Raw genomic sequence first — 17,352 nt, 5'->3', positions numbered from 1 at the left:
CACTCCTGATACATGTCTCATTCGCCCGACGCCGACGAGACCGTCGGCGCCGATTCCGATGACGGGGCCCCGAACCGGGGGGCCGTCGTCTACCGGCTCGCGGACGCCTGTACCGCCGATGCGCTCGAGGAGGGGAACCACTACCACGCGACCGTCAACGGCGTCGTCGAGTACGGCGTCTTCGTGGACGTCTCCGGCGGGGTGTCCGGGCTCGTCCACGACTCCGAGCTCCGTGGCGACCACGATGTCGGCGACGAGCTGGTCGTCGAACTCATCGAGGTCCGCGAGAACGGCGACCTCGCGTTCGCCGAGCGCGACCCCGATGACTACACGACCGAGGACGTCACGGCCGGTATCGACGCCGCCGTCCGCGACCTCGACGCCCACGTCGGCGATCTGGTCAACGTCGAGGGCGTCGTCGTCCAGATAAAGCAGACCGGCGGCCCGACGCTGTTCCACCTCGCCGACGGCGAGGCGGTCGTCCCGGCCGCGGCGTTCGAGTCCGCCGGGGTCCGGGCCTACCCGGCCGTCGAGGTCGGCGACGCGGTACGGGTCACCGGCGAGGCCGAGCACCGTCAGGAGGCCCTCCAGATCGAGGTCGACGAGCTGTCCCGCCTCCGGGGCGAGGCCGGCGCCGAGGTCAGCGGGGCCTACGAGGAGCGGCTCGCCGAGGCCGCCGAGCCGCCCGAGGTCGAGCCACTCATCGACTGGCCCGCCTTCGAGCCCATCCACGAGGACCTCCGCGAGGTGGCCCGCCACCTCCGCCGGGCCGCGCTGTCGAACCGCCCCATCCGGATGCGCCACCACGCCGACGGCGACGGGATGTGTGCGTCCGTCCCGCTCCAGGCCGCCCTGGAGCGACTCATCACGGCGAGCCACGCGGACGCCGAAGCCGCCCGGCACCTCCTGAAGCGGCTCCCGTCGAAGGCGCCGTTCTACGAGATGGAGGACGTCACCCGCGACCTCAACTTCGCCCTGGAGGACCGCGAGCGCCACGGCCAGAAGCTACCACTGCTCTGTATGCTCGACAACGGCTCCACGGAGGAGGACGTCCCGGCCTACCGGGCGATGGCCCAGTACGACGTCCCCATCGTCGTCGTCGACCACCACCACCCGGACCCCGAGGCGGTCGAACCGCTGCTGGACGCCCACGTCAACCCGTACCTCCACGGCGAGGACTACCGCATCACCACCGGGATGATGGGCGTCGAGCTCGCGCGGCTGGTCGACCCGTCCATCACCGACGAGATACGGCACATCCCCGCCGTCGGCGGCCTCTCGGACCGCTCGGAGGCCGACGCGATGGACGACTACCTCGCCCTGGCCGCCGAGGAGGGCTACGACGAGGCCGACCTCCGCGACGTCGGCGAGGCACTCGACTACGCCGCCCACTGGCTCCGCTACAACGACGGCAGCGGCTTCGTCAACGACCTGCTCGACGTGGCCGCCGAGGGTGACCGCCACGAGGAGATAGTCGCGTTCATGTCCGAGCGTGCCCAGCGCGACGTCGAACGCCAGCTCAAGGACGCCCTCCCACACGTCGAGCAGGAGCGACTGGCCAACGACGCCCGCCTCTACCGGCTCGACGTCGACGAGCACGCCCACCGGTTCATCTACCCCGCGCCGGGGAAGACGACCGGCAAGGTCCACGACCGGAAGGTCAAGGAGACGGGCGACCCGGTCATCACCATCGGCTACGGGCCGGACTTCGCGGTGCTCCGGTCCGACGGCGTCCGCCTGGACATCCCCGAGATGGTGACGGAGCTGACCGAGGAGCTGCCGGGCGCAGGCGTCAGCGGTGGCGGCCACCTCGTCGTCGGCTCCATCAAGTTCGTCCCCGGCAAGCGCGCCGAGGTGCTGGACGCGCTCATCGAGAAGATGGCCGACGCGGAGCTGGACGAGGCGCTGCGGAGCACGCTCGTCCGCGAGGACTGACGCCGGCGCGGCGGATCCAACTCAGGCACCCCACGATTTATCCGCGACCAGCGGAACGTCTACCCACCTCACCGGCCCATGGGACGACGGTACGAGGAACGGGAGGGCGAGCCCGCGACGCTCGGAGCGCTGCCCGGGTCGGCGCTACTGGGCGCGCTGCCGGGCGCGGCGTTCCTCCTCACGGTCGCGGGGGACATCCGGGAGTGGAACGACCGTGCCGAGCCGCTGGTGACCGACCGTGACCTGACGGCGTTCGACGGGCTGGCGCGGCCGGACCACCGCGAACGGGTCCGCGACGCGGTGGCGACTGCCGCCACCGGCACGGAGCCGACGGTGGCATTCGACCTCTCGGCCGACGGCGAACCGGTCGCGTTCGACTGCCGCCCGGTCACGGTCGAGGGGGAGGTCGCCGCCGTGCTCGCGACACGACGCCCGGAGCCGCCGCGCACCGGGACGGCGGCCGACACCGACACCGAGGCCGGGGGCGCCGACGTGGGGCCGCTCCGGCGAGTCGAACTCCTCGAGGCGGTCGGCGACGGCGCCTACGCGCTGGACGGCGACCGCCGGTTCGTGGCGGTCACCGATCGGCTGGCGGCGACGCTGGGCCGGCCCCGCGAGGCGCTCGTCGGCGAGCCGCTCCGGTCGGTGCTGGCCGGCGACTCCGGGGCCGCCGCGGTCGGGCTCCACGAGGCGGTCCTCGCCGGCGACCGCTCGACGGGCGTCGTCGAGGTGACCCTGGAGGGGGCGGCGGACGAGCTCCCGGCCGAGCTCCACGTCGCCACCGTGTCGGACGGGGACGACGCGGGCGTGGTGGGCATCGTCCGTGACGTCTCCGGCCGGCACCGCCGCGAGCAGCAGCTCGCGCGCCACCGCGACCAGCTGGCGACGCTGAACCGCATCAGCGAGGCCGTCGAGGGCGTGGTCCAGGGTATCGTCGAGTCGGCGACCCGGGAGGGCATCGAGGCGACGGTCTGCGAGCGACTCGCCGCCTCCGACCTCTACCGGACGGTCTGGGTCGGCCGGAGCGGCGCGGGCGGGCTGGAACCGACCGCGACCGCCGGCGCGCCGGCAACGCTCCCCGCCGAGGGGTCGCCGACCGAGGGCGACGGCGACGCGGCCGACGACCACCCGGCCGTCGTCGCGTTCCGGACTGGGGACTCCTGCGTCCGGCGGTCGGGCTGGATGACCGCCGACGCGGACGGCGAGGCCGACCGCGCCGCCGAGCACGGCATCCGCGCGACGATGGCGCTCCCGGTCACCCACCGCGAGACCACCTACGGGGTGCTCTGCCTGCACTCCCCGCGGGCGGATGCGTTCACCGACCGCGAGCAGGCGGCGCTGGAGCGGCTCGCACGGGTCGTCGGCTTCGCTATCAACGCCGCCGACACGGAGCTGCTCCTCCACTCGAGTACGACCACGGAGCTCGTCTTCCGGATCGACGACGACCGATGCTTCCTGGCGCGGCTCTCCCGGACGACCGGGCCCGTTACCCTCCGGTGGACGGTCCCGGAGGACGGGGGCCTCCGGCACTACCTGGAGGTCGAGGGCGCCGCCGCCGGCGTGATGGCGGCCGCGACGGCCGCGGGCGCTGACGACGTGGCGGTCGTCAGCGAGCACGGGGGCGAGGGGGGCGGGACGCCGACGACGGTGCTGGAGGCGCGGCTGGCGACGAGCGTGGCCGGCCGGCTGAGCGACGCGGGCGCCGTCGTGCAGGCGGCGACCGCCGCCGATGGCATCGCCGAGTTCGCCGCCCGCATCGCCGGCCGCACCGACACCCGGACGATCGTCGAGACCTTCCAGGACGAGTTCGGCGCGTCGCTGAAGGCCAAGCGCCGCGTCGACGAGCCCGTCGAGACCGCCCGCGACCTCCGGCAGGCCACCGACGAGCGCCTCACCGACCGGCAGGGCGACGTGCTCCGGACGGCCTACCTGATGGGCTACTACGAGTGGCCCCGCGACCACACCGCCGAGGAGGTCGCCGACCGGATGGATATCACCTCCGCGACGCTCCACTACCACCTCCGGGCCGCCCAGCGCAACTTCCTGGAGCTGTTCTTCGACGAGGCGCCCGCGGGCGAGTAGCGGCCCGCCGGCCGCTCAGACCGTGACCCGCTCGCCCCGCTCGTCGCTCCGCTCGATCGCATCGAGCACCCGCTGTGTCGCCAGCCCGTCCTCGAAGTCCGGCAGGGCCGACGGGGCCGCCGCGGCCGGTTCCGCCCCTCCGACCGCGGCGAGGAACGCGGCGTTCTCGTGGACGACGGGATGCTCCCAGCCGAGGACGTGGCCCGGCGGCCACCAGTGGTCGCCGTACGGGTCCGTGTCGTCGGTCACGAGGACGGTCTCGTAGCCGCGGCCGTCGCCGGTGAGCACCTCGAGTTCGTTCAGCCGTTCGAGCGAGAACCGCACGCTCCCGTCGCTCCCGTCGATCTCGACCGTGTGGTCGTTGGTGTGGCCCGTCGCGGCCCGCGACGCCTCGAACGTCCCGAGCGCCCCGCCGTCGAACGTCACCTGTGCGCTGTACGCGTCGTCGACCGTCACCGGACGCCGCTCGTCGCCCTCCCGGGCCGGCCGGTCGTCCACGAACGTCCGGAGCTGGCCGCTCAGCTGGGCGATCCCCCCGACACGGTCGCCCACGAGGTACCGGACCAGGTCGATGCTGTGGGCGCCCAGGTCGCCGAGCGCCCCGCTGCCGGCCCGGTCGGCGTCGCAGCGCCAGCTCCACGGGGCGTCGGGGTCGACCAGCCAGTCCTGCAGGTACCGGGCCCGCACGTGTCGGATCTCGCCGAGTTCCCCCGCGTCGACGAGCCGCTTTGCGTGCTGGATGGCGGGGACGAACCGGTAGTTGAACCCACAGGCTGCCGGGACGGTGGCCTCGGCGGCCGCGGCCGCCATCCGCTCGGCCTCCGTGAGGGTCCGCCCGAGCGGCTTCTCGCAGAGGACGGGGACCCCGGCCTCGAGCGCCGCGATGGCGGGTTCGGCGTGCAGGTGGTTCGGGCCGAGCACGTAGAACACGTCGACGTCGTCGAGCGCGTCGCGCCACTCGGTCGACGTGTGCCCGAACCCGAGCCGGTCGGCCGCCGCCGCGAGTGCCGGCTCGTCACGCCCGACGAGCACCGACCGCTCGACCGCCGGGACGTCGGGGAAGAACATGGGGAGGCGGGCGAGCGCGTTCGCGTGTGCCGCACCCATGAACCGGTAACCGAGGAACCCGACGCGGAGTGGCTGAGTCGTGTCCATGCCGTACGCCCCCGCCCAAGACCCAACAGCGTTGCCCCCGTGAGGGGCTCGACCGGCTCCACGGGGCCGAACGCCCCGAAGTTATCACCCCGGCCGTCGAGCGGTCGGTATGCGATTCGGTATCCTCAGTACGGCGAAGATCGCCCGGACGGCGGTCGTCCCGGCCATCCAGGCTACCGACCACACGGTCGCGGCGATCGCCTCCCGGGACCCGGAGCGTGCGGAGTCCGTCGCCGCCGACCTCGACGTCCCCGCGGCGTACGGCTCGTACGAGGCCCTCCTGGCGGCCGATATCGACGCCGTCTACAATCCGCTGCCGAACGGGCTCCACGGCGAGTGGACGACCCGGGCGGCCGACGCCGGGTTGGACGTCCTCTGCGAGAAGCCGTTGACGGCCGACGCCGCGGAGGCCGAGGTCGTCGCGGCCCACTGTCGGGAGCGCGACGTCACGCTCATGGAGGCGTTCATGTACCGGTACCACCCGCGGACCGAGCGCGCCGCGGAGCTCGTGCAGCGAGAGCTCGAGGACGTCCACTCGGTCGAGGCGACGTTCAACTTCCGGCTCGACGGCCGACCCGACGACGTCCGGCTCGACCCCGACCTCGCGGGCGGGAGCCTGATGGACGTCGGCTGCTACGCCGTCTCGGCCGCGCGGCTCTTCCTCGGCGAGCCCGACCGCGTGTACGCGACCCGGCACGACTCGCGGGGCGCGGGCGTCGATACGCGTCTGACTGGCGTCCTGGCGTACGACGACGGCTCGACGGCGACGGTGAGCGGGTCGTTCGATACCCCGGAGGTCCAACGCTACCGCGTCGAGGGGGCCAACGGCTGGGTCGAGGCCCGCCCGGCGTTCAACGTCCCGGCCGACGAGCCGGCGGCGCTGACCTACGCGACCGACGGCCAGCGGACGACGGAGCGGTTCGACCCGGCCGACCAGTACCGGCTGCAGATCGACGCGTTCGCGGACGCCGTCACGCGGGGTGTAGAGCCCCGAACCGGCCCCGCCGAGGCCGTGGCGAACATGCGCGTCATCGACGCGCTGTACGAGAGCGCCGAGAGCGGGACGCCGGTCGAACCGTCGTAGGGCGGCGTCGACCGGCGGCGCTCTCGACCTGCCGGGCCTCCCTGCGGTGCGTCCCCGACGCGTGAGGGTTCTGGCGGCCGCCGCAGCCGTCTCACGGGAGAATCGGTGGCTATACTCGCTATAACTCGTCTGAAGAGGGTTTTCCGTCCAAAAAGCCATAACTGTCGAGTAATGTGGACAACAGAGAACGTGATCGGGGTACTCCCTGATTACAGGTAGCCTTCCTCGGCCAGCCGCTCGACGCCCTCCCGGAGCCGCTCCTCGCTGGCCGCGTACGAGAGGCGGGCGAGGCCGGGCGTGCCGAAGGCGCTGCCCGGGACGGTGGCGACGTGGGCGTCCTCGATCGCACCCTCACACCAGGCCTGGTCCACCGGCTCGTCGCCGGTTCCCGAGGCACGGAGCGCCTCGCAGTCCTCCGCGACGGGGAGCATCATGTAGAACGCGCCGTCGGGGACGGCCACGTCCTTGCCGTGGTCGGCGAACAGGTCGACCAGCATGTCCCGGCGCTCGTGGAACGCGTCGCGCATCTCGACGACGGCGTCGTCGGTGTTGCGCAGCGCCTCGACGCCGGCGTGCTGGACGAAGTTCGTCGCGCACGTCACGGAGTGGGAGTGGAGCTTCCCGGCCTGGTCGACGAGTTCCTTCGGCCCGGCGAAGTAGCCCAGCCGCCAGCCCGTCATCGAGTAGGCCTTCGAGAAGCCGTTGAGCGTGACCGTGCGGTCGCCCATCCCGTCCAGCGCGCCCAGCGAGGTCGGGGAGACGTCGTAGACGACCTCCTTGTAGATCTCGTCGGAGATGACGGTGATGTCGTGCTCGACGGCGAGGTCGCGGACGCCCTCCAGCGCCGCGTCGCTGTAGACGGCGCCGGTCGGGTTGTTCGGGGAGTTGACGACGAGGAGCTCCGTCCCGTCGGAGACCGTTGCGGCGAGGTCGTCCAGCACGGGCTCGAGCCGGAAGTCGGCGTCCGAGGTGTCGACCCGCGAGATGGAGCCGCCGGCGAGCCGCGTCATGGCCTCGTAACTGACCCACGCGGGGTCCAGCAGGACGACCTCGTCGCCGTCGTCGATGAGGGCCTGGAAGATCTCGTAGAGGGCCTGCTTCCCGCCGGGCGTGACGATGACCTCGTCGGTGGTGTGGTCCAGCCCGTCGGCGTCGAGCTTATCGACGATGGCCTCCTTCAGCGCGGGGATGCCGTTCGAGGGCGCGTAGCCGGTGTGCCCGGCGTCGATCGCGTCCTTGCCGGCCTCGACGACGTTCTCGGGCGTCGGGAAGTCCGGCTCCCCGACCGAGAGGTCGACGACGTCGACGCCGTCGGCCTCCAGCTCGGCCGAGAGGTTCGAGATGGCGATGGTCGCCGAGGGCTCGACCCGGGCGACACGCTCGGCGAAGTCGAGGCTCATGCCTCCACCCCCGTGTCGGCGTCGTATGCATCGAGGTCGGTGCCGGGGTCGGGGAGGTCGCCCGCGAGGTCGAGCGCGGCGTCGACGGCGTCGGCCCCGACGTGGACGCGCTCGTCGGCCTCGGCGGCGCTCTGGCCCGGGCCCGTCACGCCGAGCGTGACGGGCGTATCCCGGTCGAGCGCCACGTCCGACAGCTTCGGCGCGATGGCGTGGCCGATGACCTCGTCGTGGTCCGTGTCCCCGGTGACGATGGCTCCAACCACCGCGACCGCGTCGATACCGTCGTGTCGCGCCAGGCGGTCGGCGGCCAGCGGCGCGTCGTACGACCCCGGCACCGGTACCTCGGCGACGACGTCGGCGTCGCGCCGGGCGGCGGTCTCCCGAGCCGCCTCGGCCATCTCCTGTGTGATCGGTCGCTCCTTGTTGAACTGAGCGACCACCAGTCCGAGTGCTACCATGGCCTAGCGGAGACACAGCGGTCCCAAAGAACTGCCGTTTCAAACGGGCCCCGCGGCGCCGCCGACCGCCGCGGTGCCGGTGGCTATGCCGGAACTGGTCCCTTTAACCGGGGGGACCCGGTAGGCTCCCGGAACCAATGGTCGCCACCGCGACGCTCGCGACGCTCGTCATCGCGAGCCTCGCGAGCCTGTTCATGGCCTGGTCCATCGGCGCGGGCTCCTCGGGGTCGACACCGTTCGCGCCCGCCGTCGGCGCCAACGCGATCAGCGTGATGCGTGCGGGGTTCATCGTCGGCATCCTCGGCCTGCTGGGGGCGGTCCTGCAGGGCGCGAACGTGACGGAGGCGGTCGGGCGCGAACTCGTCGTCGGGGTCACGCTCTCGCCGGTCGCCGCGACAGTCGGGCTCATCGTCGCCGCCACGCTCGTCGCTGTCGGCGTCTTCGCCGGCTACCCCATCGCGACGGCCTTCACCGTCACCGGCGCGGTCGTCGGCGCCGGACTCGCCATGGGCGGCGACCCCGCGTGGGCCAAGTACCAGGAGATCGCGACGCTGTGGGTGCTCGTCCCGTTCGTCGGCGGCGGCATCGCCTTCGGGACCGCGGTCACGCTCCGTGACGACCGGGTCCCCGAGCGACTCGCGGTGCCGCTGCTGGCGGCCGTCGTCGGCCTCATCCTCGCGAACGTGGAGTTCGTCCTGCTGGGGCCGGCCGGCGAGGCCGCCTCGGCCGCCGCGACGGTCGCCGCCGCGCTGCCGGGGCCCGCCCTCCCGCTCCGGGTCGCCGTCTCGCTCGCCTTCGCGGCCGTCGTCGCGTTCGCGCTCGCCCAGGACATCGCGCGCGATGAGGCGGCCGGCCAGCGCCACTTCCTGCTCGTACTCGGGGGCCTCGTCGCCTTCTCCGCCGGCGGCTCGCAGGTCGGCCTCGCGCTCGGCCCGCTACTCCCGCTGCTGTCCGATGCGTCGCTGGCCCTCCCGCTCACGGGACTGCTGTTCGGCGGCGGCTTCGGCCTGCTGCTGGGCTCCTGGACCGGCGCCCCCCGGATGATCAAGGCGCTCGCACAGGACTACTCCTCGCTCGGCCCCCGCCGCTCCATCGCCGCCCTCATCCCCTCCTTCGCCATCGCGCAGACCGCCGTCTTCCTCGGCGTCCCCGTCTCGTTCAACGAGATCATCGTCTCGGCCATCATCGGCTCGGGCTACGCCGCCGGCGGGGCCGGGGTCAGCCGCGGGAAGATGTTGAAGACGGCGCTCGCGTGGGCCGGGTCGCTGGCGCTGGCGTTCGCCCTGAGCTACGGTGCCTTCGTGGCCGTGGACGCGGTACTGTAGACCGCTGGCGCGGTCCGGGGTCGCCTGCCGGTGCCCGCTACGGCGCGTCGACGCCCGGCTCGTCCGACTCGGCGTCGCCCCCGGGGAAGAACAGCGCCGGGTCGTCGTGCGTGAACGAGATGGTCGCGTCCTCCTCCGGGGGCGTGACATGGGTGTACAGCCGCGTCCCGACCCGCGGCCGGAGGTCGGCCAGCCGGTCGGCGTCGACGGCGGCGGGGAGGAAGACGGCCGTCTCGGCGTCCTCCGTGTAGAGTACCGTCAGGATCTGGATCTCGCCGGGCAGGTCCGCCCGAAGCACCTCGTACTCCTCGACCGTCCGGGTGCTGACCGTCGTGTCGAGCGCGTCGAACGCCTCCCGGGAGACCACGACGCCGATGCCGGGCTCGGGGTCGTCGACGATACCGCTGGCCGTCGGGTGGAGCACCGTCGTTGCCCAGCCGGCGCTCCGGTGCCTGTCGGCCATCTCCTCCATCTCGAGTACGAGCTGCTTCCAGTGGTTCCCCGTCGCAGCGTCGGGGACCGGCTCGGGGCCCTCGGACCCGCTCGCTCCCTCGGCCGGCCCACCCGTGGAGTCGTCGGTCATGTGCCGACCGGGGGGCGGGACCGTGAAAACCCCCTCGGCGCCCGGTCGCACGGGGAGATAGACGGGGCCGACCCGCGGCTCAGGCCGCGTCCTCGGGCGCGCGGACGTTCCGGCCACGGGTCTCGGCGAACGCGTCCGCGGCCCCGTGGTAGACGACCCCTCCGCGGAGCATCGTCCACTCGGGGAAGACCCCCTCACGCCCCTCGAACGGCGTCCAGCCGCATTTCGAGTGCAGGTCCAGCCCGCGGATGTGCCGGCGCTCCGACGGGTCGACGAGCACGAGGTCCGCGTCCCGTCCCGGTTCGATGCGGCCCTTCGACGGGAGGTCGAACAGCGCGGCGGGGTTCGCCGCGGTCACGTCCCGCACCCGCTCGTAGGAGAGCCGGCCGTCGGCGGCGGCGACGAGCAGTAGCGGCAGTGCCGTCTCGACGCCCGGCACGCCCGAGGGGGCGTCCCAGATGCCGACCGTCTTCTCCTCGCGCCTGTGGGGGGCGTGGTCGGTCGCCACGATGTCGATGGTCCCGTCCGCGAGCCGCTCGAACAGCGCCTCACGGCGGTCCTCGTCCCGGAGCGGGGGGTTCATCCGGCCGAACGTGCGCAGTTCGTCGAGGTCATCGCGCGACAGGAACAGGTGGTGGGGCGTCACCTCGCAGGTCAGCCCCGCGTCCGCCGCGGCGTCGACACCCTCCGGCGTGGAGGTGTGGGCGATGTGGACGGCCGTGTCGTGGTCGGCCGCGACCTCGCCCGCACGCTCGACGGCGGCGCGCTCGGCCGCCGGGGTCCGGTAGGCGCTCCACGCGTCGGCGTCGTCATCGGACCGACTCAGCGCGTCCTCGGAGAACAGGTCGGCGTCCTCGGCGTGGACGGTGACGGGCACGTCCGCCGCGGCGGCCCGCGCGACGGCGTCGTCGAACAGGTCGGCGTCGATGCCCATGTCGCCGGTCGAATCGGCCAGGAATACCTCGCCGAGCGCGAACAGCGGCCGGTCGAACAGCGAGTCCGGGTCCCAGTCGGGCGTGACGCCGCCGTTCAGCCCGTAGTCGACTGCCGAGGCGCGGGCGAACGCCGCCTTCCCGTCGACCGCATCGCCGGTCGTCGTCGGCGGGTCGGTGTTGGGCTGGTCGACGACGGTGGTCACGCCGCCCGCCGCCGCGGCCTTCGACCCGCTGGTCCAGTCCTCCTTGTGGCCGAAGCCGGGCTGGCGGAAGTGGACGTGGGTGTCGATCATCCCCGGGAGGAGCCGCTTCCCGGTGGCGACGATGACGTCCTCGCCGGCCTCCGCGGTGAGTTCCTCCTCGACGGCGGCGATGCGCTCGCCCGCCACGCGGACGTCGCGGACCCGTCCGTCCGCGAGCGTGGCGTTTCGAATCAGCATACCACGATTCGCGCGGGGGACGGCGTAAGTGTCCCGACCCAGCGGCGAGAGAGGGGGTCGCGTTCGCTCGGGTTCGGTCGCCGGCAGGGTTTCGCCCTACGGGCTCAACCGCTGGCGGTCCGGCGAGACTCGCTTCGCTCGTCTCGCTGGCTCCCAGAGACTTCGCCCTACGGGCTCAGTCGCTGGCGATCTCGCGGGAACAGCACCGCCTCGCGGATGTTGGCGAGACCGAGCATCGTCATCACGAGCCGCTCGACGCCGTACGCCCAGCCGGCGTGGGGCGGCATGCCGTACTTGAACATCTTCGTGTAGTACTCGAACTGGTCGGGGTCGAGCCCCTGCTGCTCGAAGCCCGCGACGAGCTCCTCGTAGCGGTGCTCACGCTGCCCGCCGGAGACGAGTTCCATCTGCGGGTGCATCAGGTCGAACCCCTTCGAGTGCTCCGGCCGGTCGTCGTAGTCCTGGATGTAGAACGGCTTGATCTCCGCGGGCCAGTCCGTGATGAAGTAGTGACCCCCGACCTCGTCGCCGAGGGCCTTCTCCCCCTCGGTGGGGAGGTCGTCGCCCCAGGCGAGGTGTTCGTCCAGCTCGCCGGTCGCGTTGATGCGCTCGATGGCCTCCTCGTAGGTGAGCCGCGGGAACCCCTCGTCGGGCACGTCGAACGCCTCGACCATGTCCAGGGTCTCCAGTTCGTCCCGGCAGTTCTCGGCGACGGCCTCGTACGCGGCCAGCAGGGTGCCCTCGCAGACGTCCATCGCCTCGTGGTGGTCGATGAACGCCGACTCGAAGTCGATCATCGTCGCCTCGTTCAGGTGCCGGGGCGTGTTGTGCTCCTCGGCGCGGAAGATGGGGCCGACCTCGAAGACGCGCTCCAGCCCGGAGCCGACCATCAGCTGCTTGAACAGCTGCGGGCTCTGGTTCATGAACGCCTCGCGCCCGAAGTAGGTGACCGGGAACAGCTCCGTCCCGCCCTCGGTCCCCGTGGCGACGATCTTCGGCGTGTTGATCTCCGTGCAGCCGACCGAGCGGAAGTAGTCCCGCACCGCGCGCAGGACCTCGGCGCGGATCGCGAAGACGGCCTGGGCCTCCTCGCGGCGGACGTCGAGGGTCCGGTTGTCCAGCCGGGTCGACAGCTCCGCCTCGACCTTGCCCGAGGGGTCCAGCGGCAGCTCGGGCTCGGCGGGCGCGACGACCTCGACGGACTCCGGGACGATCTCCACGCCGGTCGGGGCGCGCTCCTCGTCCTCGACGGCGCCGGTGACCTGCACGACGGACTCACGGGTGACCTCGGTGCCGGTCTCGACGAGGGCGTCGTCCATCTCCTCTTTCTCGAACTTGACCTGGATCTTGCCGGTCGTGTCCCGGACGATGAGGAAGGCGATGCCGCCGAGGTCGCGGATCTCGTGGGCCCAGCCGGCGACCGTCGCGTGGTCGCCCGGCTCGGCGTCCGCGGTGTACGTTCTGTCCTCCATACCCCTGGTTCTCGTACCGGGGCCGAAAACGTGTCGCTACCGTGTGGCCACGTCCACGGCCCGTACTCCGCGGTCTCCTCCGCGACCCCGGTCCACAACGCGATATTTCGTCCGTTTCGACGGATATCCGCCCGGTTTCCGGGTTATCCGGGCCGCCCGTCGCCCGGCAGTCCGACTACGAGTCCGGGACCCGCGAGCACGTGTCCCGACAGCCGGCGCGACCGACCCGTCGCAGGTGGGGGCGCGTACGCTCCCGTGGTGTCGCCCGTTCGCCGTCCGTGTCGGGAGACGGGTCGACCGCGGGCTATCGGTGGTGAGAGGGCGACGGTCCGCCCGTGTTCTGGTCCACCGGAGACCACGCCCCCTGGCCCTTCCGACACGGTTTAGTCCCGGCGTAGCATCGCCCGGGACATGAGCGGTGCACCGTGGACCGACTGGACCCACATCACCAAGATCGACCCGGACAAGGCGCTGGTCGACGGCGAGACGTTCGGTGACGTCTGCGAAACCGGGACGGATGCCATCGAGATCGGTGGCACCACCGGGATGACCGAGGCGAAGATGGAGCGGGTCGTCGAGGCCTGTGTGGCCCATGACGTTCCGGTGTACATCGAGCCCTCCCACTCCGGGACGGTCGTCCACGACGAGGGGCTGGACGGCTATCTCATCCCCATCGTCTTCAACGCCGGGGACATCGCCTGGGTGACTGGCGCCCACAAGGAGTGGGTCCGGATGGACCCCGACATCGACTGGGACCGGACCCACACGGAGGCGTACATCGTGCTCAATCCGGACTCGTCGGTCGCGGAGTACACCGGGGCGGACTGCGACCTCGACCCGGACGAGGTCGCGGCCTACGCCACCGCGGCCGAGCAGCTGTTCGGCCAGGAGATCGTCTACGTCGAGTACTCGGGGACCCTCGGCGACGTCGACAGGGTCGGTGCCGCCCACGAGGCGCTCGACGAGGCCACCCTGTTCTACGGCGGCGGCATCCACGACTACGACTCGGCCAACCGGATGGCGGCCCACGCCGACACCGTCATCGTCGGCGACCTGGTCCACGACGAGGGGGTCGAAGCCGTCCGGAAGACGGTCCAGGGTGCCCGGGACGCCCGAACGGCCAGCCACTGAGACGACGCGGGCCACGGGGGACGACGTCCGGCCCCATCGACAGGGGTTTAGGTCGTGTCGAGTAGATTGGGTATGCGGCGATTCGAGAGGGGGAGGGGAGCGGTATGAGCGTCATCGCGGAGTACCGGCTCTCGTCGGACCGGCTCGCGCTGGCCCCGACGTTCGAGGCCGTCCCGGCGGTGGAGCTGGAGCTGGAGCGGTCGTTCGCCACCGACCCGTACCGGCCGGTGCTGTTCGCGTGGGGGAGCGGCCCGCTCGAGGCGTTCGAGCGGGCGGTCGCCGGCGACCCGACGGTCGAGGACCTCTCCGTTCTGGACACGGCCGGCGGAAAGCGACTCTACCGCATCGCGGTGAGCGACGAGACCGACGTCGTGCTCTACAACCGGTGGGTGGAGCTGGGCGCCGAGCGGCTGGAGGCCCACTACACCGACGACTGGTGGCACGGCCGCATCCGGTTCCCCGACCGCGCGGCGCTCACCGAATATCGGGGGTTCCTCGAGGAGAACGGCGTCGACTTCCAGCTGAAGCGGCTGTACGACGCCGGCAGCCCGACCGGGACCGACCTCGGACTGACCGACGAGCAGCGCGAGACCCTCGTCCTCGCCTACGACATGGGCTACTTCGACATCCCGCGGGGGACGACCACCTCCGGGCTGGCCGAGGAGCTCGACATCTCGAACCAGGCGGTCTCCGAGCGCCTGCGACGGGGGTACCGGCGGCTGGTCGAACAGCTCGTCTGAGGTATCGCCGGCGCCTCAGCTCGCGCCCTCGACCTGGTCCTGCCAGTCCCGGACGCGGTCGGCGCTGACGCCGGATACCCGGTCCGCGACGCCCTCCGGGTCGGCCGCCTCCAGGTCCGACAGCGACTCGATATCCGCCTCGGCCAGCTTCGCGGCCGTCTTCTCGCCCACGCCGTCGAGGTCGTCTAGGTCGCGGGTGGCCCGGCGCTCTTGGAACTCCTCGTAGTTGCAGATGGGACACCCCAGCTCCCAGGGGTCGTCGTCGCCGTCGTGGACGACGAGGTCGGGCAGGTCGTGCTCCGGGCAGCGCTCCTCGAGCACCTCGATGTCCCCGCGCCGGGGGAGCGGCAGCGAGTAGTCACAGTCCGGGTAGCGCGTGCAGCCGACCAGCCGGCTCCCGCTCTGGAGCTGTTTGACGGCGAGGTCGCCGCCGTGTGCCTCCCCGCACCCCGGGCAGTCCCCGATGACCTCGTCCTCGTGGGCCGCGGCCGCCTCGGCCTTGCAGACGGGGCAGCCGTGGACGAACGTGCTCCGCCCGGCCAGCATCTTCACGTGGCGGAGGCCGTGCTCCTCGCAGGAGTCGGTCATCACCGTCGGCTCCCCGTTCGAGGGGAGCTGGTAGGTGTTCTCGCACTCGGGGAACCCCTCGCAACCGACGAAGTACGAGCCCCGGCGCGACCGCCGGACGATGAGCGTCTCGCCGCATTCGGGGCAGGGTCCAAGCCGCTTGTCGTCCTTCAGCGCCTCGCGGAGCTGCTCGCCGACGGCCTCCCGGGAGTCGTGGAGTTCGTCGAACACCCGGCCGAGCATCGCCCGGGACTCGTCGGTCACGTCGTCCAGGGTCGCCTCCCCGTCCGCGATGGCGGTCATGTCCTGCTCCAGCTGTCGGGTCATCTCCTCGTCGACGACCTGCTCGGCGAACGCCTCCGCGGCCTCCACGACCGCCATCGCCAGCCGTGTCGGCCGCGGTGGGTCGTTCTCGATGTAGCCCCGATCGTACAGCTTCTCGATGGTGTTGTGCCGCGTCGACTTCGTGCCAACCCCCCGGGCCTCTAGCTCCTCGATGAGCCGGGACTGGCCGCGCCGGCGCGGGGGCTGGGTCTGTTTGGCCTCCAGCCGCGTGTCGGCCAGGGCGAGCTCCGACCCCTCGTCCACGTCCGGGACGAGGGTCTCGTCCGAGGAGACGTACGGGTAGACGGCCAGATAGCCGGGGTCGAGCAGGCGCTTCCCGTTGGCCTTCAGCTGGCAGTCGTTCGCCTCGGCGGTGACGCGGAGGTACTCCCACTCGGCCGGCTCGGCGCAGGTCGCGAGGAACCGCCGGACGACGAGCTCGTACACCGCCCACTCGTCGTCGCCCAGGTCGGCCCTTCCCGGGACCTCCCCGGTCGGGTGGATGGGCGGGTGGTCGGTCGTCTCGGTGTCGCCGCGGGTGGGCTCGACCTCGCCGTCGTCCAGCAGCGAGGCAGCGTCCTCACCGAAGGCGCCCGTGTCGGCCAGCGTCGCCAGCAGCGCCTCGGGGTTCAGGTCCTCCGGGTAGACCGTGTTGTCGGTCCGGGGGTAGGTGATGTAGCCCGCGGTGTACAGCTCCTCGGCGATGCTCATCGCGCGGCCCGCGCCGTAGCCCAGCGAGCTCGCCGCGCTGATGAACTGCGTCGTGTTGAACGGCGCTGGCGGGTCGTCGCTCCGAGTCCGCCGCCGGACGCCCGTGACGGTGGCGCGGTCGGCCGAGGTGAGCCGGGCGTGGGCGTCGTCGGCGTCGGCCTCGTTCCAGACGCGCTCGTTCTCCGTGCCCTCGTCCTCGTAGAAGTACTGGCCCTCGAAGTCGACCCCGTCGGCGCGGAGGGTGGTGAACAGCTCCCAGTAGTCGTCCGGGTCGAACGCCTGGATCTCGCGCTCGCGGTCGACGATGAGCTTGAGCGTGGGGCTCTGGACCCGGCCGACGGAGATGAAGTCCTCGCCGAGCTGGCCCGCCGACAGCGAGAGGAACCGCGTCAGCGCCGCGCCCCACAGCAGGTCGATTATCTGCCGGGCCTCGCCGGCGGCCGCCAGGTCGAAGTCCAGCTCGTCCGGGTTCGCGAACGCCTCCGTCACCTCCCGCTCGGTGATGGAGGAAAAGCGCACTCGCTCGATCGGGATGGCCGCGGCTTCCTCGATGAGCTCGTAGGCCTCCTTCCCGATGAGCTCCCCCTCGCGGTCGTAGTCCGTCGCGATGACGGCGCGGTCGGCCTCGCGGGCGAGCGACTGGAGCGTCCGGACGATGTTCTCCTGCGTGGCCCGCTTCTCGATGTCGGCCTCCAGGAGTTCGACCGGCTGGACGTCCCGCCAGTCGTCGTACTCGGGCGGGAAGTCGACGCCGACGACGTGGCCCGACAGCCCGACGCAGACGGTCCCGCCGCCGTCCCATCGGTAGACGTTGACGCCGTTGCGCCGGTCGGTCCCGGCGGAGCCATCGCTGAGGATGTCCGCGATACGGCGCGCGGCGTTGTCCTTCTCCGTGACGATCAGCTCCACGCGCGGTCACCTCTCGCGCCCGGCTCGGAGTCGGTCATCATCACCCCGTAACCTCTACCCGTTGCTAAACGTTTCGGGCAGGAATCGCCGGACAGCGCGGG

13 protein-coding genes are annotated in these 17,352 nt (G+C 72.0%); 6 read left to right on the top strand and 7 right to left on the bottom strand.

The annotated features are described in order from the left end of the window. Window positions 1-12 precede the first annotated feature (12 nt). Together DP107_RS01475 and DP107_RS01470 are read left to right on the top strand one after the other, a co-directional pair. Window positions 13-1,935 (top strand): DHH family phosphoesterase, encoded by a 1,923-nt coding sequence (locus tag DP107_RS01475; RefSeq protein ID WP_144260357.1) that lies wholly within the window; start codon window positions 13-15, stop codon window positions 1,933-1,935. A 78-nt stretch (window positions 1,936-2,013) separates the two neighbouring features. Beyond that, window positions 2,014-4,017: a bacterio-opsin activator domain-containing protein gene (locus tag DP107_RS01470; protein ID WP_144260356.1), complete on the top strand. Its 2,004-nt coding sequence runs from the start codon at window positions 2,014-2,016 to the stop codon at window positions 4,015-4,017. Window positions 4,018-4,032: 15 nt separating this feature from the next. Here DP107_RS01470 and DP107_RS01465 read toward each other — a convergent pair whose 3' ends face one another. After that, window positions 4,033-5,172, bottom strand: coding sequence for a Gfo/Idh/MocA family protein (locus DP107_RS01465; RefSeq protein ID WP_144260355.1), 1,140 nt, complete (start codon window positions 5,170-5,172; stop codon window positions 4,033-4,035). A gap of 109 nt (window positions 5,173-5,281) precedes the next feature. Between DP107_RS01465 and DP107_RS01460 the strand changes: the two genes are divergently transcribed. After that, window positions 5,282-6,256, top strand: a complete 975-nt coding sequence (locus tag DP107_RS01460) for a Gfo/Idh/MocA family protein (RefSeq protein WP_144260354.1) — start codon at window positions 5,282-5,284, stop codon at window positions 6,254-6,256. Between the two features lie 209 nt (window positions 6,257-6,465). Here DP107_RS01460 and DP107_RS01455 read toward each other — a convergent pair whose 3' ends face one another. Then, on the bottom strand, window positions 6,466-7,656 hold the full coding sequence (locus DP107_RS01455; protein ID WP_144260353.1) for a pyridoxal phosphate-dependent aminotransferase: 1,191 nt from the start codon (window positions 7,654-7,656) through the stop codon (window positions 6,466-6,468). Beyond that, a complete protein-coding gene (gene ribH / locus DP107_RS01450) occupies window positions 7,653-8,114 on the bottom strand; it encodes a 6,7-dimethyl-8-ribityllumazine synthase (protein ID WP_144260352.1) in 462 nt (153 codons plus the stop codon). Before ribH ends, DP107_RS01455 begins: the two co-directional genes overlap by 4 nt. A 137-nt stretch (window positions 8,115-8,251) precedes the next feature. Here ribH and DP107_RS01445 point away from each other — a divergent pair, with 137 nt between their 5' ends. Further along, a complete protein-coding gene (locus DP107_RS01445) occupies window positions 8,252-9,439 on the top strand; it encodes an inorganic phosphate transporter (protein WP_144260351.1) in 1,188 nt (395 codons plus the stop codon). 37 nt (window positions 9,440-9,476) lie between these two features. On the opposite strand, the gene DP107_RS01440 is transcribed toward DP107_RS01445, so the two are convergent. From DP107_RS01440 to aspS, 3 genes are all read right to left on the bottom strand, one after another. Next, window positions 9,477-10,022 (bottom strand): DUF7529 family protein, encoded by a 546-nt coding sequence (locus DP107_RS01440; RefSeq protein ID WP_144260350.1) that lies wholly within the window; start codon window positions 10,020-10,022, stop codon window positions 9,477-9,479. A 79-nt stretch (window positions 10,023-10,101) separates the two neighbouring features. Next, complete coding sequence (locus DP107_RS01435; protein WP_144260349.1) at window positions 10,102-11,397, bottom strand: dihydroorotase; 1,296 nt, start codon at window positions 11,395-11,397, stop codon at window positions 10,102-10,104. Between the two features lie 167 nt (window positions 11,398-11,564). Next, on the bottom strand, window positions 11,565-12,869 hold the full coding sequence (aspS, locus tag DP107_RS01430; protein ID WP_144260348.1) for an aspartate--tRNA(Asn) ligase: 1,305 nt from the start codon (window positions 12,867-12,869) through the stop codon (window positions 11,565-11,567). A gap of 411 nt (window positions 12,870-13,280) precedes the next feature. Here aspS and DP107_RS01425 point away from each other — a divergent pair, with 411 nt between their 5' ends. Both DP107_RS01425 and DP107_RS01420 read left to right on the top strand, forming a co-directional pair. Beyond that, window positions 13,281-14,000 carry a phosphoglycerol geranylgeranyltransferase gene (locus DP107_RS01425; RefSeq protein WP_144260347.1) on the top strand — a complete coding sequence of 240 codons (720 nt, stop codon included), beginning with the start codon at window positions 13,281-13,283 and terminating at the stop codon, window positions 13,998-14,000. A 104-nt stretch (window positions 14,001-14,104) separates the two neighbouring features. Next, window positions 14,105-14,740, top strand: coding sequence for a helix-turn-helix domain-containing protein (locus DP107_RS01420; protein ID WP_144260346.1), 636 nt, complete (start codon window positions 14,105-14,107; stop codon window positions 14,738-14,740). 15 nt (window positions 14,741-14,755) lie between these two features. Here the strand turns inward: DP107_RS01420 and DP107_RS01415 are convergent, their stop codons facing one another. Next, window positions 14,756-17,251 carry a DNA topoisomerase I gene (locus tag DP107_RS01415; protein ID WP_144260345.1) on the bottom strand — a complete coding sequence of 832 codons (2,496 nt, stop codon included), beginning with the start codon at window positions 17,249-17,251 and terminating at the stop codon, window positions 14,756-14,758. Window positions 17,252-17,352 lie beyond the last annotated feature (101 nt).

The organism is Haloglomus irregulare, assembly GCF_007421925.1.
In the GTDB taxonomy this organism is placed as follows: Archaea; Halobacteriota; Halobacteria; order Halobacteriales; family Haloarculaceae; genus Haloglomus; species Haloglomus irregulare.
Note: the sequence above shows the minus strand (reverse complement) of the source record. Positions and strands in the feature narration are given on the sequence as shown.

Bases quoted from the DNA above. Each gene is read 5' to 3' on its own strand.
- DP107_RS01475 (WP_144260357.1), top strand. From the start codon at position 13: ATGTCTCATTCGCCCGACGCCGACGAGACCGTCGGCGCCGATTCCGAT.
- DP107_RS01470 (WP_144260356.1), top strand. From the start codon at position 2,014: ATGGGACGACGGTACGAGGAACGGGAGGGCGAGCCCGCGACGCTCGGA.
- DP107_RS01465 (WP_144260355.1), bottom strand. From the start codon at position 5,172: ATGGACACGACTCAGCCACTCCGCGTCGGGTTCCTCGGTTACCGGTTC.
- DP107_RS01460 (WP_144260354.1), top strand. From the start codon at position 5,282: ATGCGATTCGGTATCCTCAGTACGGCGAAGATCGCCCGGACGGCGGTC.
- DP107_RS01455 (WP_144260353.1), bottom strand. From the start codon at position 7,656: ATGAGCCTCGACTTCGCCGAGCGTGTCGCCCGGGTCGAGCCCTCGGCG.
- ribH (WP_144260352.1), bottom strand. From the start codon at position 8,114: ATGGTAGCACTCGGACTGGTGGTCGCTCAGTTCAACAAGGAGCGACCG.
- DP107_RS01445 (WP_144260351.1), top strand. From the start codon at position 8,252: ATGGTCGCCACCGCGACGCTCGCGACGCTCGTCATCGCGAGCCTCGCG.
- DP107_RS01440 (WP_144260350.1), bottom strand. From the start codon at position 10,022: ATGACCGACGACTCCACGGGTGGGCCGGCCGAGGGAGCGAGCGGGTCC.
- DP107_RS01435 (WP_144260349.1), bottom strand. From the start codon at position 11,397: ATGCTGATTCGAAACGCCACGCTCGCGGACGGACGGGTCCGCGACGTC.
- aspS (WP_144260348.1), bottom strand. From the start codon at position 12,869: ATGGAGGACAGAACGTACACCGCGGACGCCGAGCCGGGCGACCACGCG.
- DP107_RS01425 (WP_144260347.1), top strand. From the start codon at position 13,281: ATGAGCGGTGCACCGTGGACCGACTGGACCCACATCACCAAGATCGAC.
- DP107_RS01420 (WP_144260346.1), top strand. From the start codon at position 14,105: ATGAGCGTCATCGCGGAGTACCGGCTCTCGTCGGACCGGCTCGCGCTG.